This is a genomic window from Cellulophaga sp. BC115SP, from assembly GCF_009905545.1.
GTDB lineage: Bacteria > Bacteroidota > Bacteroidia > Cytophagales > Spirosomataceae > Flectobacillus > Flectobacillus rivi.
In genome coordinates this window covers 120,422-139,371 of the sequence record NZ_JAAALB010000006.1, presented here as the reverse complement: position 1 = coordinate 139,371, position 18,950 = coordinate 120,422, and the positions used below count along the sequence as shown (strand labels likewise).

Annotated in this window: 15 protein-coding genes; 12 read left to right on the top strand and 3 right to left on the bottom strand. The window is 35.0% G+C overall.

Annotated features, from left to right (window positions below; translation table 11 throughout):
• Nucleotides 1-216 precede the first annotated feature (216 nt).
• Nucleotides 217-1,062, top strand: a complete 846-nt coding sequence (purU, locus tag GVN22_RS07030; RefSeq protein WP_166550330.1) for a formyltetrahydrofolate deformylase — start codon at nt 217-219, stop codon at nt 1,060-1,062.
• Between the two features lie 268 nt (nt 1,063-1,330).
• Here purU and GVN22_RS07025 read toward each other — a convergent pair whose 3' ends face one another.
• Complete coding sequence (locus GVN22_RS07025) at nt 1,331-1,786, bottom strand: hypothetical protein (protein WP_166550329.1); 456 nt, start codon at nt 1,784-1,786, stop codon at nt 1,331-1,333.
• Nucleotides 1,787-2,138: 352 nt separating this feature from the next.
• On the opposite strand from GVN22_RS07025, the gene ffh reads away from it, so the two are divergent.
• From ffh to GVN22_RS07005, 4 genes are all read left to right on the top strand, one after another.
• Entirely contained in the window at nt 2,139-3,464 is a 1,326-nt protein-coding gene (gene ffh, locus GVN22_RS07020; protein WP_166550328.1) for a signal recognition particle protein, read from the top strand.
• 224 nt (nt 3,465-3,688) lie between these two features.
• Nucleotides 3,689-4,615 (top strand): SMEK domain-containing protein, encoded by a 927-nt coding sequence (locus GVN22_RS07015; RefSeq protein WP_166550327.1) that lies wholly within the window; start codon nt 3,689-3,691, stop codon nt 4,613-4,615.
• A gap of 239 nt (nt 4,616-4,854) precedes the next feature.
• The gene (locus GVN22_RS07010) at nt 4,855-6,582 is read left to right on the top strand and encodes a DUF2326 domain-containing protein (RefSeq protein ID WP_166550326.1); all 1,728 of its coding nucleotides are present in this window, start codon (nt 4,855-4,857) and stop codon (nt 6,580-6,582) included.
• Between the two features lie 77 nt (nt 6,583-6,659).
• Nucleotides 6,660-7,019: a VOC family protein gene (locus tag GVN22_RS07005; protein ID WP_095162051.1), complete on the top strand. Its 360-nt coding sequence runs from the start codon at nt 6,660-6,662 to the stop codon at nt 7,017-7,019.
• A 53-nt stretch (nt 7,020-7,072) separates the two neighbouring features.
• Here GVN22_RS07005 and GVN22_RS27850 read toward each other — a convergent pair whose 3' ends face one another.
• Complete coding sequence (locus GVN22_RS27850) at nt 7,073-7,588, bottom strand: hypothetical protein (RefSeq protein WP_166550325.1); 516 nt, start codon at nt 7,586-7,588, stop codon at nt 7,073-7,075.
• A gap of 564 nt (nt 7,589-8,152) precedes the next feature.
• Here GVN22_RS27850 and rhaT point away from each other — a divergent pair.
• The 7 genes from rhaT (at nt 8,153) to GVN22_RS06965 (ending at nt 16,457) form a co-directional block, all read left to right on the top strand.
• Nucleotides 8,153-9,205, top strand: coding sequence for an L-rhamnose/proton symporter RhaT (rhaT, locus tag GVN22_RS06995; protein ID WP_095162058.1), 1,053 nt, complete (start codon nt 8,153-8,155; stop codon nt 9,203-9,205).
• A complete protein-coding gene (locus GVN22_RS06990; RefSeq protein ID WP_166550324.1) occupies nt 9,202-10,233 on the top strand; it encodes a GntR family transcriptional regulator in 1,032 nt (343 codons plus the stop codon). The genes rhaT and GVN22_RS06990 overlap by 4 nt, the downstream gene beginning before the upstream one ends.
• 219 nt (nt 10,234-10,452) lie before the next feature.
• Entirely contained in the window at nt 10,453-11,313 is an 861-nt protein-coding gene (locus tag GVN22_RS06985; RefSeq protein WP_166550323.1) for a LysR substrate-binding domain-containing protein, read from the top strand.
• 271 nt (nt 11,314-11,584) lie between these two features.
• Nucleotides 11,585-12,442: a shikimate dehydrogenase gene (locus tag GVN22_RS06980; RefSeq protein ID WP_166550322.1), complete on the top strand. Its 858-nt coding sequence runs from the start codon at nt 11,585-11,587 to the stop codon at nt 12,440-12,442.
• Nucleotides 12,443-12,608: 166 nt separating this feature from the next.
• On the top strand, nt 12,609-13,865 hold the full coding sequence (locus GVN22_RS06975) for an MFS transporter (protein WP_166550321.1): 1,257 nt from the start codon (nt 12,609-12,611) through the stop codon (nt 13,863-13,865).
• 123 nt (nt 13,866-13,988) lie between these two features.
• The gene (locus tag GVN22_RS06970; protein WP_166550320.1) at nt 13,989-15,578 is read left to right on the top strand and encodes an AAA family ATPase; all 1,590 of its coding nucleotides are present in this window, start codon (nt 13,989-13,991) and stop codon (nt 15,576-15,578) included.
• A gap of 12 nt (nt 15,579-15,590) precedes the next feature.
• Nucleotides 15,591-16,457 carry an HNH endonuclease gene (locus GVN22_RS06965; RefSeq protein ID WP_166550319.1) on the top strand — a complete coding sequence of 289 codons (867 nt, stop codon included), beginning with the start codon at nt 15,591-15,593 and terminating at the stop codon, nt 16,455-16,457.
• A 148-nt stretch (nt 16,458-16,605) separates the two neighbouring features.
• Here GVN22_RS06965 and GVN22_RS06960 read toward each other — a convergent pair whose 3' ends face one another.
• Entirely contained in the window at nt 16,606-18,525 is a 1,920-nt protein-coding gene (locus tag GVN22_RS06960) for a tetratricopeptide repeat protein (protein ID WP_166550318.1), read from the bottom strand.
• Nucleotides 18,526-18,950 lie beyond the last annotated feature (425 nt).

The following is an 18,950-nucleotide window of genomic DNA, read 5'->3' as shown; positions in this document are numbered from 1 at the left end:
AATTTGCGGATTTGAAAATTTGAGAATGAGCTGAGGTTTTATTTTACAGAATCTAAACTTCCAGTGATGATTCAAATCTCTACACTCTATAGTTCTTGTATTTTAATTCTGTAATAATTAGCGATTTAGTAAAACGAATAAGTAATTTTGCAGGCTGTTAAATGCTATGTTGAAAAAGCATCATAGCTTGCTGTTAGCCATTATAATAATTTTGAAATGACGGATTATATTTTACGAATTGATTGCCCCGACGAAAAAGGGCTTGTGCATAAAATCACAGGAGTACTATTTTTTAATAACCTCAATGTAGAAAGAACCGACGAATTTGTCGAAAGAGATACCAATCAGTTTTTCATGCGTGTGGCTTTTTCTGGAAATTGCGACCCTGAAAAAATTGAAGATGGATTAAGGGGTATTTTGCCCAATGGCGCCAATATCAATCTTTCTAAAAAAGAGATTAAAGATGTCGTAGTTTTAGTAACCAAAGAGCACCACTGTATCAGTGATTTATTGATTAGAAATGAGTTCAAAGATTTGCCAATCAATATTTTAGCAGTAATCGGCAATCATGAAGTATTACGTTCTTTAACTGAGCGTTTTGGCATACCTTTTCACTATATTCCTGCCAAGGGAACCGATGAGGCATCGAGGTTGGAGCACGAAAACCAAATCCACGAATTGTTAGCTACTTACAGTTTTGATTATTTGGTATTGGCAAAATTCATGCGTGTACTAACGCCATCTTTTACCGAGCGTTATACAGGAAAAGTCATCAATATTCATCACTCATTTTTACCTGCTTTTATTGGTGCTAATCCATATCGTCAGGCGTATGAACGTGGGGTAAAGATTATTGGTGCAACTGCCCACTTTGTGACAGATGATTTGGACGAGGGACCGATTATTTTCCAAGATGTGATTTCGGTAAATCACACTAAAACTGCTATAGAAATGGCTGCTGCTGGACGAGATGTAGAGAAAATTGTTCTTGCCAAAGCACTTAAGCTAGTACTCGAAGATAGAGTATTTATTGCTGGTAATAGAACAATTATTTTTGAGTAAAAATAAAAAGTTGATAGACATAAAGTAACAAACATGAGTCATCCCGAATTTTTAGAATTGGGATTATTCTCCATAATTTTCATCAAAAAGCGGTCGAAAAATATTTTTCGACCGCTTTTTGATGCTACCATGCTAGATTTTACTCGACTTAAGACGCAATCATTGCGTCTCTACTACTAGAATACAAATTTTAACATAATCACTCATCCGCTCAATCACTAAATTCGGGATGACTCATGTTTGTTACTATAACGCTTTGTCCCTTTATTTAATCTACCGTCTGAATTTGTCTATTGATGGTTAATACCTCTTTTCCTCCAACCTTTTCACAGACTAAATCTCCACTGGTGAGCAGAAAATGTTTAATGAAAAATTGATTTTCAGTTTTTACGACAAAAGTATATTCACCGTCTTCTAAGCCAGCCAAATGTAGGTTGAGCATCACATGGGAATCTTTTAAATTAGCATCCTTTTGTTCGATGAAATCCGCAGAGTTGCGAGGGCGTAAGTAAGTCATAATTGACTCAGCCTGTGTATGGTTTATCAAAATTTTATAAATCAATGGATTTTTTTCGTCTTGATGAATATCTACAAAAAGACCCGCTTTACCTGCTTTTTTTACTTCTTTATGGCGAGCTTCGTCGATACTAATAAATTGAGCTTTTGATAAAAAACTTGAACAGATTAGGCAAATTACGTAAAGGATGATTTGAGGTGCTTTCATATTAGTATTGTATGTGTTTGGTGAAACAAATTTGTTTTGTTGGTGCTTTAAATAGTTGTAATACAATAAATTGAGTGCACAAAATTATTTTAGGGAGATAGGTATATCAATGACAATAAAAGGTGGACAAAAACAATAATTATCAAGAATGATAGCAAGCCAAACTCATTGTTTGTCTGCAAGCCTCTGTAAATCTGATGGGAAGGATATAAAGTTTGTAAGTATAAATTGGAGATAGGTATATCTATTACAAGATAATAATTAGCAATTTATGAAACTACTAATGCTTAATTTTTTTTGTACCTTTGCGGTTCTATAGAATGAACTATAAGATTTTTAGCTATAACCGACAATGTTTGAGAATTTAAGTAATAAACTTAATACCGCAATGCGTACCCTTAAAGGTAAGGGACGTATCACGGACGTTAACGTAGCCGCTACAGTGAAAGAAATCCGTCGCGCTTTGATGGATGCCGATGTTAACTACAAAGTAGCGAAAGAAATTACCGACCGCATCAAGGATGAAGCGATGGGTCAAAAAATCGTGATTGCAGTTGACCCAGGTCAGATGTTGGTAAAAATTGTACACGACGAGCTCGTAAAATTGATGGGTTCGCAAGTACAAGGTATCAACCTCAAATCAGAACCTTCTGTTATCTTGATTGCTGGTTTGCAAGGTTCTGGTAAAACTACATTCTCTGGTAAGTTAGCTCAATACCTCAAAAAATCGGGTCGTAACGTACTATTGGTAGCTTGCGATATTTACCGTCCTGCGGCGATTGACCAGTTGAAGGTACTAGGAGAGCAAGTAGAAGTAGAGGTTTATTCGGAACCAGAAAATAAAAATGCTGTCCAAATTGCCCAAAATGCATTGGAGTATGCTCGCAAAATGGGTAAAAAAGTAATCATTGTCGATACTGCGGGTCGTTTGGCTGTAGATGAGGCGATGATGAACGAGATTGCAGCGGTAAAAGAAGCTATCAAACCATCTGAAACCTTGTTCGTAGTAGACTCTATGACAGGTCAGGATGCAGTAAATACTGCAAAGGCATTCAACGACCGTTTGAATTTTGACGGGGTAGTATTGACTAAGTTGGATGGTGATGCTCGTGGTGGTGCGGCGCTTTCGATTCGTCACGTTGTTGAGAAACCAATCAAGTTTATCTCGACAGGTGAGAAAATGGATGCTCTTGACCAATTCTATCCAGATCGTATGGCTAGCCGTATTTTGGGTATGGGTGACGTGCTTTCCTTGGTTGAAAGAGCTCAAAATGCCTTTGACGAAGAAGAAGCAGAGCGTATCAATAAGAAAATCCGTCAAAACCAATTTAGTTTTGAGGACTTCTACTCTCAATTGCAACAAATCAAGAAAATGGGTAATATCAAAGATTTGATGGGTATGATTCCAGGGATGGGGCAGGCTATCAAAGACGTTGATATTTCGAATGATTCTTTCACACCAATTGAGGCAATTATTCAGTCAATGACTCCAAAAGAGCGTCAGAAACCTGAGTTATTGGATATGTCTCGCAAGAAACGTATTGCTGCTGGTTCGGGTACTTCGGTTCAACAAATCAACAACTTGTTGAAGCAGTTTGAAGAAATGCGCAAAATGATGCGTATGATGAACCGTGTACAAGATGGTAAAATGAAATTGCCTAATTTCCCTAAAAGATAGGTCAAAATCATATAAATACGCTTTCGGCTTTAAGCCGTATGCATTAGGCAAGCACCTTATTTTGCTTCTAGCATAAATCATAAGTAATATCAGTCCTTTAGCAAATGCACATACGTTTTGGCGTGTGTGCATTTGCTAATTAGAAGAATACCTGTTTATGACTGATAAATTTAAATACAAATTTTCAAGACACCTTTTAAGAAATTTCTTTTCTCATAACTCAAATGGACAACAGACAAACCTATATATCAATAATAACAAAGAGATTAACATACCTTCAAAAAGAAGTAGAAAACTTCAATTCTCTAAACTTAACTGATATCAATGTTTTTGCTGAAAACTTCTATAGAGACCTATTTAATCTAATTGGATTTACTTTCACTAATACAAATTTCGAAAATAATAATTTTGCTCATATAGACCTAATCGATACTGCAAATAAGCAAGCTATCCAGGTAACCGCTCAAAATGACAACACCAAAATAAAAGATGCAATTGATGGTTTTTTCACAAAGCCTGAAAACAAACAATATAAGTTACAAATATTACTCATTTCTAAAGATGCTAAAGAATACAAAACCAAATTTGGAAAAAACTTTAATCACAAGGAGGACGTTTTAGACATTAAAAGACTTCTTGCAATTATTAATGACATTTCAGAAATTGATATGTTAAGAGAGTTAGCAGACTTTTTAAATAAGAATATATTAACCGAAAGATACAAAACAGAATGCTCGGAAGTTGAAACAATTATGGCTTTGATAGAACATCTTAGTAAAGATGAAAATAGAAAGCTATCTGATTTTTCTGATAATGTCGATCCAGAATTCAAGATTTACCAAAGATTTTCCGACCATAGTGATTTTATTACAACCCAATATAAAGAATTGCTCTCAGTTTATCAGATTCCGTTATTTGAAGCTAGCAAAAGCATAGATAGCGTTACTTCTTTGAAAGTTTCCAATTACTTAAAAGATGAAAGTGATATCATACTATCAAAAGAAAATAATAACCCAAAACTTGCTCTTCATTCCCTTGTTGAGCTATTTTACGGAAAACTTTCTTCTAATGGAGTTAAGTTTGATAAACAAGCCATCAAATTTTACTTACTTGATGAGTTAATAAAATGCAATGTTTTTCCAAACAAATAAAAGTATGTTGGTATCCAAAGACGAAAATATAAAAACTTCTTCAGTTTATGTCGCCTCTCTGATTTTGAAACAAATTCAAAAGCAAAAGGTCGATAAAATTTCAATTTTCGAAATATCAAAAGAACTAAAGAAGAAACACAATATATCTCGTTATAGGCATTTATTTTTTGGCCTTGCATTTTTGTATTCATCAGGTATAATTGATTTTAAAGAACCATTTATCTACATCAAAAACAAGAATGATTAAAATCAATAGACTTTATAGTGAGCCCGAAATTTTTACCCCGATTTCTTTCGATTTTGGAGTTAATATCATTATGGGTGAAAAATCAGAAAAAACAAATAAGAAAATTGGCGTTGGAAAATCAGTTTGCATAGAATTTATCAACTTTTGCCTTTTAAAAAGGATATCTGACAGCCGACTAAACCTAATTCCCAAAAAGAATGCTGAGATTATTGATAGTCAAATAAAATTGAACTTTGATTTCAATAATAAGAAGGTAATCATTTCTCGTTCAATTAGTAAACCCGAACAGGTATCAATTCAAATAGATGGAGAACATATTCATTTCGACAAACTTGATGACGCTTCAGAATATCTTGGTAATCTGTATTTTGAAAAATATCCAGCAAACACAAAAAGACTGAGTTTTAGAAATCTATTACAACCTATTATTAGAGATGAACGCTCAGAGTTCAAGGATTTAATACAATGTTTTGACACAATTAAAAGAATTCCTTTAGATTATAGTCCTCATTTATTTTTTCTCAATCTTGGTCTTGAAAAATATGCAGAGCTAAAAAAGCTTAACAAGGAAATAGATGTAAAAAATACGGTTTTTAAAGAAACCAAAAAATTTGTCACTAATAACAATGAAATTAAAATTCAAGATGCAAAAGCACATCTAAATGAATTAGAAAGTGAAGTTGGAAAAGTTAATAAGGCAATTGAAAACTTAAAAACCAATGAATCATTCGAATTAATACAAGAAGACTTAGTGAAGTTAGAAGCAAAGCTTGCAGATTTGAGGACTAAACAACAAGCAATTAAATTTGAGATTAAGCAAATAGATTCATTTCCGAAACCTGAAAGTATAGATGATAATGACCTCAAGATAATTTTTAACCAATTTAAGAAAGGACTTGGAGACTTAGTTGAGAAGTCTTTAGATGATTTAAAAGAGTTTAAAAATAAAATTGATGGTTTTAGAAATTCAATTGTAAATGACCGCTTGACAAGTTTGAAGTCTGAACTTTCTGAGATTAATTCAATTGTAAGGAAACTTGATGAAGAATATTCTGAAAAGATTGCCTTGTTGGATAATGGAGAAGTTCTTAAAGATTTAAAGACGTCAATTAGAGTGTTTAATGAAAAGAATAGAGAACTAAATAATTTACGTTCATTGATTCAAAAATATGATGAATCAGAAAGGATTAAGAAAAAACTTGAAACGGAAAAATCGGTTTTGATTTCAGACTTGGAAGAAGAGCTCTACAAAAATCAAGAAATGTTAAAAAGTTTTAAAGAGTCTATTCTAAACATTCATGAGAGAATAATGGGTAACCGTGAAGCTCACTTTGAAATAAAAACAACAAAAAATCAAAATGTAATTGATTTTATAATGAGAATTGATGATGATGGTAGTCATTCAACAGAAAGAATGAAAGTCTTTATTTATGATATTTCATTAATGTTAAATGAATATACCCGAAACAATCATCCAAGATTTCTTATTCACGACAATATCTTCGAAGACGATGATTCAATAGAGAAAAGTTTGAATTTTCTATTTGAATATAATCGTAAAACGCCAAATGAATTTCAGTATATTGTTACACTCAATAGTGATTTAATCGAATCTGCATCAGAAAATAGAAGATTGCAATTTGATCTTGATGATTTAAAACGAGCAGTCTTCACTAAGGATAATAGATTTTTAGGTGTAAAATATAACGAAACCCAATAGGCAATAAAAGTTTAAGGTTATTCAGCGGTGAGGTATACTAAAATATTATTTTGGGAAATCTTAGTGCTTACAACACTATGAAAATCAAAGAGATTAATCATATCGCCCTTTTTGTCAAGGACCTAGAGGCGTCGAAAGAGTTTTATGGAAATGTATTAGAATTGCCAGAAGTAGCTCGTCCAGCTTTTGATTTTGAGGGAGCTTGGTATGCATTGGGTACGCATACTTTACATCTGATTGCAGGTCGTACCGATGACATTATCGTTGGAGGCACAAGACGTAATCATTTTGCTTTAGAAGTAGAAGATATTGAAGAGTGCGAAGCCTTTTTGAAGGCTAAAAAAATACCCATGGTAGGACCCAAAATGCGCCCAGATGGTGTCCCCCAAATTTTTATCCAAGACCCTGACGGTTACTGGATGGAGTTTACTTATTGAGTGACTGAGTGGTTACTTTAATTGAATTTTAAAGTAATCACTCAACCACTCAATTATTCTACTTGCGACAAATTGATTAATGTTAAAGCTTTTTGGGCTTCTTCTGGTTTTTGCGTCCCTATGAGTAAAGACATTTTATCTTTAAAAACTAATTGAATTCCCATATCTCCAGCTATATTCAAAGCGCCACCTGCATTTCCAAATCCTACTCGATAGCCCCAGCCTCCATATTCTGATAGTGGAGCATATTTTCGTACATAAACTTCCTCAAGCATATCCCATTGATAGATTCTGAAGCTTTTTTGAAGTGGAACAAATCGTACGTAAATACCATCCTCATATATGCTTGTTTCTAGACAAAAAGAACGCATAAAGACTGTAAATGCCAACATAACTAGTACCGCAATCCATAATCCTGTATTGCTCATGGGGTGGTCGCCGAAGGGAATATTTAAATAAATTTGCTGTATCCAGCCATAAATGAAAATACCATTGGTACCCAACAATATCAACCACATCCACCATTGGTTAAAGCGCTGTTTTTCAATAAAAAGAGGTTGTTTTTCCATAGATTCAACAAAATGACTTAGTCCTGAAACCAATTGAGTAGAATAGGGAGGTTTTTATCAAAAATAAATTAGCGTTTTAGATACTCAATACTACGGTGTATATAAATGAATGCATTAGAGTATCGTTATTTCAACTTTTTATTTCTTCTGTAAAAACTTTATTAGCACCCTAGAAAAATGATATTTATTTTATGCCTGACCATACTTAATGGAATATACAAAAAATTGTTTTTCAAAAGAATAGCTTCTAAGGATTAAAAACTAAATACTTATTAAAGTACAATTCCCTTCTAGTCTCAGTGATATAACGTTTTGATAGATGGTTAAATTATAAGATAAATATCGAGTAGAAATATAACTATTAGTTATTTTATATATAATTTTTGGTAATTAAAAAACTGCAATATTCAAAGATGCCTTAGGACAGTTGTAAGGTGCATAAAGGGTTATATTTGTAGAATAATATTTGTTTTTCAATAATCAAACTTCATATAATCACAATTTTAAGGTTTGCAGATTGTTCCACATACATGTAAATCTTAGACTATGTAAAAAGACCTTTTTATGGAATCTATTCTTGGCGTTATTTTCCACTCGGTAGGTGGTTTTGCTTCTGGGAGTTTTTATATCCCTTATAATCGTGTTAAATCATGGGCATGGGAGAGTGCTTGGATTGTGGGTGGTGTGGTATCGTGGCTATTAGTACCATATTTGGCTGCCTATCTTACTATTCCTGATTTTATGACGATTATCAAAACTACCGATCAAGGTGTGATTTTTTGGACATTTTTGATGGGCTTACTTTGGGGTATCGGTGGCTTGACTTTTGGTTTGGCTATGCGTTATTTGGGTATGTCTTTGGGTATGTCTATTGCCTTGAGTTTATGTTCTACATTTGGTTCTTTGTTACCTGCCGTATATCGTGATGTATTTACTAATGACGTTGAGGGAACTTTCTCATATATGATTAGTCATACTGGTGGGCAGGTCGTATTATTAGGTATTTTGGTTTGTTTGGGCGGTATCATGGTTTGTGGTAAGGCTGGAATGATGAAAGAAAGAGAACTTACCGAAGAACAAAAAACAGAAACGATCAAAGAATTTAACCTTACCAAAGGACTTATCGTAGCTACGATTTCTGGTATGATGAGTGCTTGTTTTAACTTTGGTATTGAAGCTGGAAAGGCCATGGCCGAAACAGCAGTAGCAAAAGGCTGTAATCCATTATTCCAAAACAATGTTATCTTTGTAGTTGTACTTTGGGGTGGATTTGTGACCAATTTTGTATGGTGTATGTATCTTAACACACGTAACAAAACATTTGGTGACTATTTAAACTCAAAAGCTCCTTTGAAGAAAAACTATGCTTTTGCAGCGGTTGCTGGTACAACATGGTTTTTGCAGTTTTTCTTCTATGGAATGGGCGAAAGCAAATTAGGTAATGGCGCTAGTTCATGGATTTTGCACATGGCAACTATCATCCTTACGTCCAACTGTTGGGGTATTGTATTAGGCGAATGGAAAGGCGTTTCAAAATCAATTTTCCGTACGATTTTAACAGGTATTGGTATTATCCTTTTATCGGTGATTATTGTCGGTATCGGTAATTCTCTATGAAAAAAGAGCGTTTTTTAGAACATTTAAATATTGATGAATTTTCGGCAACCCCGAAATATCAGCAACTTGTCAACTCGGTACTTAGTGCTATTAGACAGGGGATCCTCACCACTGGGGATTTATTACCCTCGATAAACGAACTAAGTATCGAGTTCGATATTTCACGTATTACTGTCGAAAAAGGCTATAACGAACTGCGCAAGTTGGGCGTATTGACTTCTTCGCCAGGAAAAGGCTATTTTGTGGCAAGTACTTTTTTGTCACAAGAACTTAAGATTTTCTTGGTATTCAATAAGTTGAGTCCACACAAGAAAATCATTTACGATGCTTTTGTCAAAACACTGGGCGACAAAGCGGCTATTGACTTTTATATTTACAACAACGATTACGTACTTTTTAGTAAACTACTGGGACAACAAAAAAGCAATTATACACATTATGTTGTGATTCCACATTTTATTGATGAGGAAGAAAAAGCGTATAAATTGCTAGATCAGCTCCCAAAAGACAAACTAATTATTATTGATAAAAAAGTCAAAGAGATTCAGGGGAATTATGGGGCTGTGTATGAAAACTTTGAAAAGGATATTTTTAACTCATTGAGCCAAGCTTTGGATGCTTTGAGTAAATATCATACCATTAAATTAGTCTTTCCTGAGCATAGTTATTATCCTCAGGAAATCTTGAAAGGCTTCAAAACTTTTTGTAGTAACTATGCCTTCAACCATCACATTGTGCATGATTTGGCTGAGGAACCTGTCAATGAAGGAGAGGTATTTATTAGTTTGATGGAAGATGATTTAGTACAACTTTTAGAAAAAATTATCACGCTTAATCTCACGGTAGGGGAACACGTAGGGATAATTTCTTATAATGAAACCCCACTCAAAAAGTTTATTATGAAAGGCTTAACAACCATTTCTACTGACTTTGAGGCAATGGGGGTTACCGCCGCTAAATTGGTACTTAACTCTTCGAAAGAACATATCGAAAATCCTTTTTACTTGAATATGAGAGGCTCTTTATGATTTTAGATTTCGGATATTTGATTTTGGATTTTTAGGAAAATCAAATATCCGAAATTAGTACTGTACAAAGGTTTTTAAAATATTGCGGATTTGAATTTCAGATTTCAGAAGTGTTGAAAGATATCTTTATCTTTTGTAAAAAAGTAAGTTACAATTCCGAAATCAAATATCCGAAATCCAAAATGAATTGCCCCTTTCTATCACTCAATTAGTATCCAGATGGAGTTACGACAGCTCAAATATTTTCTTGAAGCCGCACGAGAGTTACATTTTGGTCGAGCTGCCGAAAACCTTTGTATATCTCAACCAGCCCTAACCAAACAAATCAACCTCATTGAGCAAGAACTAGGAATTGAGTTGTTTGATAAAACAAAAAGGTTACTTCACAAAAAAGTTGAATTAACTGAAGCTGGACTTTTTCTCCTAAAAGATGCTTCCCGATTTACGGAACAGTTTGATAGAATGCTTGAAAATACCAAGAAATTAGGCTCTAAAGCAAAACAAATTAATCTTGGATTTTATCGACTTTTACCCAAATCACAAGTTATTGAGCTTACCCAAAAAGTACAAGAATGGTATCCAGATTCACCGATAAAGTTGGTCGAATATAATACAGCTGAAGGTGTACAAGAAGGATTAATCCGTGACGATATAGCTTTGGGTATTACTCATTTTCCACTCCTTTTTCCCAGCCTTTCGCCTCGATATACCGAGTCAAATTGTTTAAAGGTTCTTTTACCTAGCAAACATCCATTAGCTAATTATAAGAAAATCAAGATTGAACAGCTTCGTAGCGAGCGTTGGATAGAAGTTCAGCGCAATTTATATACCCTCTACGACGAAGTAGAGCGCCGTTGTAAGACTGCTGGTTTTCATCGTGAGCCACAAATTGTCCAAGAAGTATCGAGTACCGAGCTGCTAGTTGGTTTAGTCGGTATGGGAATGGGCGTAGCATTGGTAAGTTCGTCTTTGCCTATTACAGGTGATTCAGTAGTATTGAAGGATCTTACATTTAGTGACAACCCAACTTATGCTACCTTCGACATTACTCATGCGATTGTCTTCAAGAAGGTTGAATAATCGATTTTGAACTTTTACAAAACGTGTTTTTTCTCCAAAGTAATTTATAAAGACATCCAAAAACTCCTCACTCGCAACTCATCATTCCAAACTCTATAATGTATCATTTTGATTTATTAAATCGATTTCATGATATTATTTAGCGAAAAGATTCTATATTGAGCGATTAATCATGTAATTTTAAAAGCTAAAACTGTTCCCAATTCTAACTAATAATTATTCCTTTGCTTAAAGGATAGACAAAGACTTTCGTTTTTGTTCTTATTCACACATGGATACAATCGATACATTTGCTCCCGAAATTGACGGTAAAACTTTGGTATTTGCAACCCCAGGCTATCCTGTCAAACAGATTCGCTTACCTATTTTGATGAATCAAGTTTTTCCTGCATTAGGCATCAATGCCATTTGGATTCCTATAGAAGTTGAACCTGCCAATCTTTCTAGCATTTTTACGGCTTTTAGACATTTTAATAATTTCAAAGGAATGACGATTGCGATTCCATATAAAAATCCTTTGGTAGATTTGGTGGATGAAGCTACCGAGCGTGCTAAGCGTTCTGGAAGTGTCAATTTGATTCGATTTGACGAAAATGGTCGTTCATACGGAGATACCGTTGACGGTCTTGGGTTTGTGGTTGGTCTTGAAGCCAAAGGAGTTATTTGTAAAGGTAAAAGCGTGTATTTGGTTGGTACAGGAGGAGCAGGTTGTGCCTTAGCTGTGGCACTTTGTGATGCAGGGATTTCTACCTTGTATTTGAGTGATATTTTTCCAGAAAAAGCAGAAGCTTTAGCTGAAAGACTACGTTCTTTTTATCCTGAAAGTACAATATTAGCACAAGAAGTACCCCCAACTCACATTGATTTGGCGATTAATGCGAGTAATAGCGGATTACAACCCAACGACCCATTACCTTTTGACCCAACGTTTTTTGAAAAACATACAGTCATTGCAGATATTATTATGAAACCTAAGGAAACTGCTTTGTTACAAAAAGCGGCATCTTTGGGCTATCAAATCCATCATGGACATCATACACTCGACTATCAGGTTTCGCTATATTTGGACTATTTTGGGATTGAACACGACCCCAGTGTAGTGCTAGAATTGGTACAACAAATACCCTAGAGCTAGTGACATGCACAGTTTTCAAACAATTGCGGATTTGAGATTTCTGATTTCGGAAATATTGAAAAATACCTTTATAAGTTTAGAAAATGTATGTTAGACTTCCGAAATCCAAAATCCAAAATCCGATATAAATATAAAATTCATATATTCCTAAACTAAAACTATGCAAACCAAACCACAAGGTAAGATACGCTGGACAATCTGTGCGATGATTTTTGCTGCTACTACTATCAATTTACTAGATCGACAGGTGCTGGGTATTTTGGCTAGTGACTTACAAAAAAAGATTGGTTGGAACGAAATGCAATATGGCTATATCGTAAGTGCATTTCAGTTATCTTATGCGATTGGAATGGCAGTTGTAGGGCGTATTTTGGATAGTATAGGCACACGATTGGGCTATACACTTACCATTTTGTTGTGGAGTTTGGCGTCGATGGCACATGCCCTTGTAGGGACGCCCATGGGATTTGGATTGGCTAGAGTATTTTTAGGTTTATCAGAGTCTGGAAATTTTCCTGCGGCCATCAAGGCTACTTCAGAATGGTTTCCTGCACATGAGCGCTCGATTGTGGCAGGTATTATCAATGCAGGCTCGAACATGGGCGTAATCGTAGCAGCTTTATTGGTTCCTTTATTGACCATACAGTTTGGTTGGCAAGCCACCTTTATTATGACGGGTGCATTGGGGTTTTTGGTTGTCATTTGGATGTGGAGCTATTATCGCACACCCGACCAGCATGCAAGTGTAAGCGAGGAAGAAAGGAGTTATATTCAGTCAGAACAACGAGCCGTAAAACCTATTGCTTGGCGAGAATTATTGAATTATAAAGCCCTTTGGACTTTTACCATCATGAAGTTCTTGATTGATCCTGTTTGGTATTTTTATCTGTATTGGCTACCTAAATTTTTGGACAAAACCTTTGGCATTCCTCTTGGCAAACTGAGTTTGCCATTAATGACAGTTTACTTATTATCCGATGCAGGTAGTGTGATAGGAGGGTGGTTTCCCACATGGCTGATTCAAAAGAAATCATATAGTATCGACAGCGCACGCAAAACCGCATTTTTGGTATGTGCTTGTGCAGTATTACCCATGTTTTTCGGAAGTTATTTTACCAATTTATGGTTTGCTGTCATAATGGTAGGTATTGCCTTGGCAGCACAACAAGCTTGGTCTTCCAATGCTTACACGCTTGTGTCAGATATTTTTCCGAGCAATGCTGTGGCAACCGTTGTAGGATTTGGCAGTATGGCAGGTGCATTGGGAGGCGTATTGTTTTCGATGATTATAGGATGGGTATTAGAAAAAACGGGGAGTTATACTCCTCTATTCGCCTATGCAGCAAGTGCCTATATGATAGCCTTTACGCTACTGAAATTGCTGATTCCGAAGATTGAGAGGATAGAGATAAAGTAGAAAATAGAAAGTCCCCTTAGCAAGCTTACTAAGGGGACTTTCTATTTGTATATGTTCTTGAAAGTGCCAAATAAATTATTCAAATTTGTGTAATGACTAGGATTCTAAAGCGATAAATAGCACATGAATAGAAAAGAATTACCCAAAGGTGTAATAGATTTACTAAAAGATATTTCTGAACAAGTTAAGAAGTTTAACTTGACCACAGATTATCCATTAGTCGCTAAACAAGCCACTGACGATTGCCTATTGTTAATTTATCCAAAAGGACACGAAGAATTATTTTTTAGGATAGACAGTATTGCGAAATATGAGTCGTATGATTTTGAAAATAAGACTCAGTTGAATTTAACATTTAATAAGAAAAGCGCCACATTTATCTACAGCATAAGGGGAATTTATTCATTCTCAACAAATATGAATGATGTAATAAATGTATTACTACTTTATTTGAAATCTCTTCATGCTTTAACCCCAAGTATTACAGCGACAGAGACTTCAAGTATTGACTATTCAGATTTATTTGAAATAGACTCCCCAGTATCTGAGCCTCTAGTCAATGAACCTAACGTTTACCTACTTCCTGAGCAAAAGGAGTTACCATATACTTTAAAGCAGCTATCTGTTTCAAACTTTCAAGGTATTCTACAGACCAAATTAGAAGCTATCCCTGTAGATGCACAATGGATTTTCTTGGTAGGCGAAAATGGTTTTGGCAAAACCACTGTTTTACAATCTATATTTTTAGGGTTAAACGGACGCTTGGATGGTAATACTAATCTGGTAGAAGAAGCTAATTGTGTAATACAGGTAGAATATAAAAGTCAAGAAGAAAGCTTCATAAATGATATTTTCAACAATCACCACCCACTAAAACATCTAGTGGCTTATGGCCCTATTCGATTAAATTTGTCAGGTACACAGAATGACGAAGAGGGCAAAAGTTCTATTTCATATAATCTCTTTAACTCAGATGGTTGGTTGCTCAATATTGAATATGAATTAGTTAAATGGACCCTAAAAGATGACCCTCGATTTACGTTAGTAAAAAAGGCATTTTGTACTTTAATTCCTCAACTTGATGATATACGATATAATCCAGATACTGATAAAATTGAGTATATAGAAAAAGAAATAGATGCTTCTGGAGATGCTATATATCAGCCTTTGCCCTTTAAAAAATTAGCCTCTGGTTTTAAAGCGATAATAGCACTGGCGGGAGATATTATATTGAGACTTTCTCGTAAACAGCCTGATATTAAAAATCCACACGACTTGAAAGGGATTGTACTAATCGATGAATTGGATTTACACTTGCATCCTAAATTACAACGTGAGATAGTAGGGAAGTTTTCATCAATTTTTCCCCAAATACAATTCATCGTTACCACGCATAGCCCCATCCCTCTGTTAGGTGCTTATGCCAATAGTATTATCATCAAAGTTACGAGAACAAAAAAGAACGGTATTGAACTTGAAAGAGTAAACATAGATTTAAAAAATCTTACGCCAAATTTGTTGCTTACTTCAGGGGTATTTGATTTGGAAGACTTTGTTTCTGTTCAACATCAAAATTTAGGAGAAGTCAGAACGGAGGATTCGTATGAAGAACTAGAAGAAAACCTCAAAGTGGAAGAATATCTGAAAGAGTTTGAGGAAAGTAATCAACAATTCCCTGATGAATTATTTTTACCCAAAAGCAATCCTAAATAGTTTTCTACCTGTATGATTAGTGTTAAAAAAGAATTTGATAACCCTCCTGAAGGTCTTCTAAAATCTGTTACAGATGCATTATTAAAAGAGGTTTTGGGAACAAAAAATGAACATAAGTTCAAGAAGAGCATTTACAGAGATAAGACATATAAAGAGCTGTTGGCGATTTATAAAAACAAATGCGCTTATTGTGAAACAAACACCTTGGCTGGTGCAACTTTACAAGTAGAGCATTACAGACCCAAAGCTAAGTTAATTGAAGATACAGACCATTTAGGTTATTATTGGCTTGCATACGAATGGACAAATTTGACATTGGGGTGTAGTACTTGTAATGGGAATAAAAGTAATAGTTTCCCAGTGGAGGGTAATAGGGTGTTTGCTCCAAATCTAACGCCTGAAGGAGTTGCTCATTGGGACTTTGTGTCTATCAATTCTGAAGTGCTTTTTGCCGAGAAAGCCTCATTTTTAAATCCAGAGGTTGACAAGGTGGAGGAGCATCTTATTTTTATGCCTGATGGAACAATCAAAGGATTAACAAATCGAGCAGAAATTACCATCGAGAAGTTAAAGCTCAATAGAGAACCGCTTGTTTTTGCAAGATATAAATCATTAAAAGAAATCATTGCTGAAATCAAAGAGTTATTACGTGAGTTTTTACTCGATATGAGCAATAACTCAGCTCAGGATAGATTTCGTGGAGGTTTAAATGTAGTATTTAAACGAATTGTCAAACTCCAAGAGCCTGAAAATAACTATTCTAGATTTGGCTATTTTGTATTTTACAAGTTTGACATATTTGTTGCAAATCAGTTTGAGCCAAAGCAAAAGGAGCTATTACGGAAAATGTTTGAGCTTTTTAAAAATAATGAACTGTAACATATACAATATCAAAAACGGCGATCTAAATTAGTTTTTAGACCGCCGTTTTTGATATTATAATTTTTAGAAGGATAAGTCTTTAGACGCAAAGCATTGCGTCTCTACAGCTAGAATACAAATTTTAGAATATTCACTCAATTAAAATTTACCTCTTCACTCCTAAAAGACTCAATGCCTGAGTGGCTTGTGGATGGTCTGGTTTTAATTGTAGACATCGTTTAATATCAATAATTGCGGCCTCTAAATGACCTAATTTATGATGAGTTACACCTCTATTATAAAAATGCTCAGGGTTCTGACTACCATATTGATCAATAGCGATATTGAAGTTTTTGAGGGCTTCTTCTGTTTTGTTGGTATTAAGTTGTGCCGTTGCCAAAGAACCGTAGTTGACCCCAATGCGCTTGTTTTCGGGCATCGTGAGTGCTTTTTCTAAATCAGGAAGTGCCTTGTCTGGCATCTGGGCATTGAGATACGTATTGCCTCGATTCAGATAGGTATCTGCGGATGGAAATTGCTGAATGGCTTTTGTCAAATATTCTATTGCTTTAGGATAGTCGCCTTTACGTTCATAAGCCGAAGCTAGATTGCCCAATGGCGTAACATCAATTTTGTAACCCAACTGAATCGCCTTTTCGCTGTAGGCAATAGCCAAATCCAGATTATTTTCTTTTGCACCATAATATTGCCCTGCGGCGCTATAGGCTCTTTCATCTTTTTCTGGTGCTAGTTCTATTCTTCGAGAAAAAAGCGTTCCGGAGTTTTGCCATGTACCTACTTGTTTTCTAGTAATGACAAGCAAAATTCCTAACCAAATGATACAGCCTGCCCATACAGCCTGCTGCATTTTGGGATTTTCTGTTAGTTTTGAAATACCCACCGCTAGCATAAAAAACAAACCTATATAGGGCAAATAAGTATATCGGTCGGCCATAATAGCGCCACCCACTTGCAGAATTTGAAGCACTAGAATGATAGTTACCGTAAAAAAGCCAATCCCAAAGGCGATGAGTTTATTGCGTTTGATATTAAATATTCCCCAGCCCAAAATTCCGAGCATTACTACTAAACCCAAATAATACTCAGAATGAAATAGTGTTGGGTCTTCATACATGTACATTGAGCGTAATCCAATAGGAGCCACCAAGTGTACCCAATACATCATAAAACCGTATCCTGCGTAGGTAATCGTTTTGAAATAGCTAATATCTTCTGGTTTGAATGCTACGCCTGTTGCTGCAATTGGATGAATCATTCCTCCCAAATTTCCTCCTCCTTGTATATTAATGGCTATTAGACCGAATACAACAGATACCACGAAAAACGGAATTTTTTCTACAAAAACTTTGACAGAAAATTCTCTATTTCTCCAATAGTCAAAAAGAAATAGGACTAATGGAAAAATAACAGCTTGTCCTTTTGACAAACATGAGGCTAGATATAGTAAGAATGCAAAAATCAAATGAATCACTTTTTGACCTTTATCCACATATTTGAAATACTGCAAGCTACCCAACAGTAGAAAAAATACATATAAAACGTCTTTGCGCTCCGACACCCAAATAACTGACTCGACACGCATGGGGTGAATGGCAAAAAGTAGCGCAGTAAGAATGGCAATGAATTTCTTTTGACGTTCACCTGTCTCATAACTTTCAAGAAGTTTTTGAGCCAAAAGCCAAACCAGAATAACATTAAGAAAATGTATAAAGGTATTGGTTACGATAAAAGCTCTTGCTGATTCTGCTCCTGACATTACAGCGTTGAGCATCAGTGACCACATCGTTAGGGGATGATAGTTACTGGCTACGTGGCTTTGCCAAGCTTCAAGCCAATGTCCTGATGGATGGGTAACAAGGATATTTTCGACTACATACACGTGGTCGTCCCAGTCAACAAATTGATTACTAAAACCTCCGCTAAATCCAAGTAATACAACAACTGCAAATACAATGATGGTTAAAATAGTATTTTTTGAAGTGTTTGATGGCGTTGTGATTACCGTTTCTGAAGTCGCTTTGGGGGACTGTGTTTCTACTTTGGGCGATTTATTTTTCTTTGACATTTTTTGAAAAAGGTAAAAAGGCAGGCTAATTCTGAGGTTATTCCCCTCATTGTTCTTACAAATTTAACTTTTACTACAATACAATAGTAGTAAAATATCCGAGCAAGAACCATGCTAAAGCGGTTTTTAATCACCAACTGATTTATGAGGGAAAAATACAGCAGTGTGATAATATAGACACCAAACAGTATCTCTTTTACTAAGATTGTAACAAAATAGTTAAACTCTTTTTCGTCATTTGTCGATAATTCTTAACAGACTTAATTTTTCGGTAATGACTCTTTTGAGTACTTTTTACTAGAAATAGTCTAATAAAATACCCTAAAAGTACTTTATGTTAAGTGATTGTTTCTAATGTTAAGATAATGTTATCAAATAGAGGATATCCTTAACAGTTTGTTTAAAATTCACAAACACATAGGTAA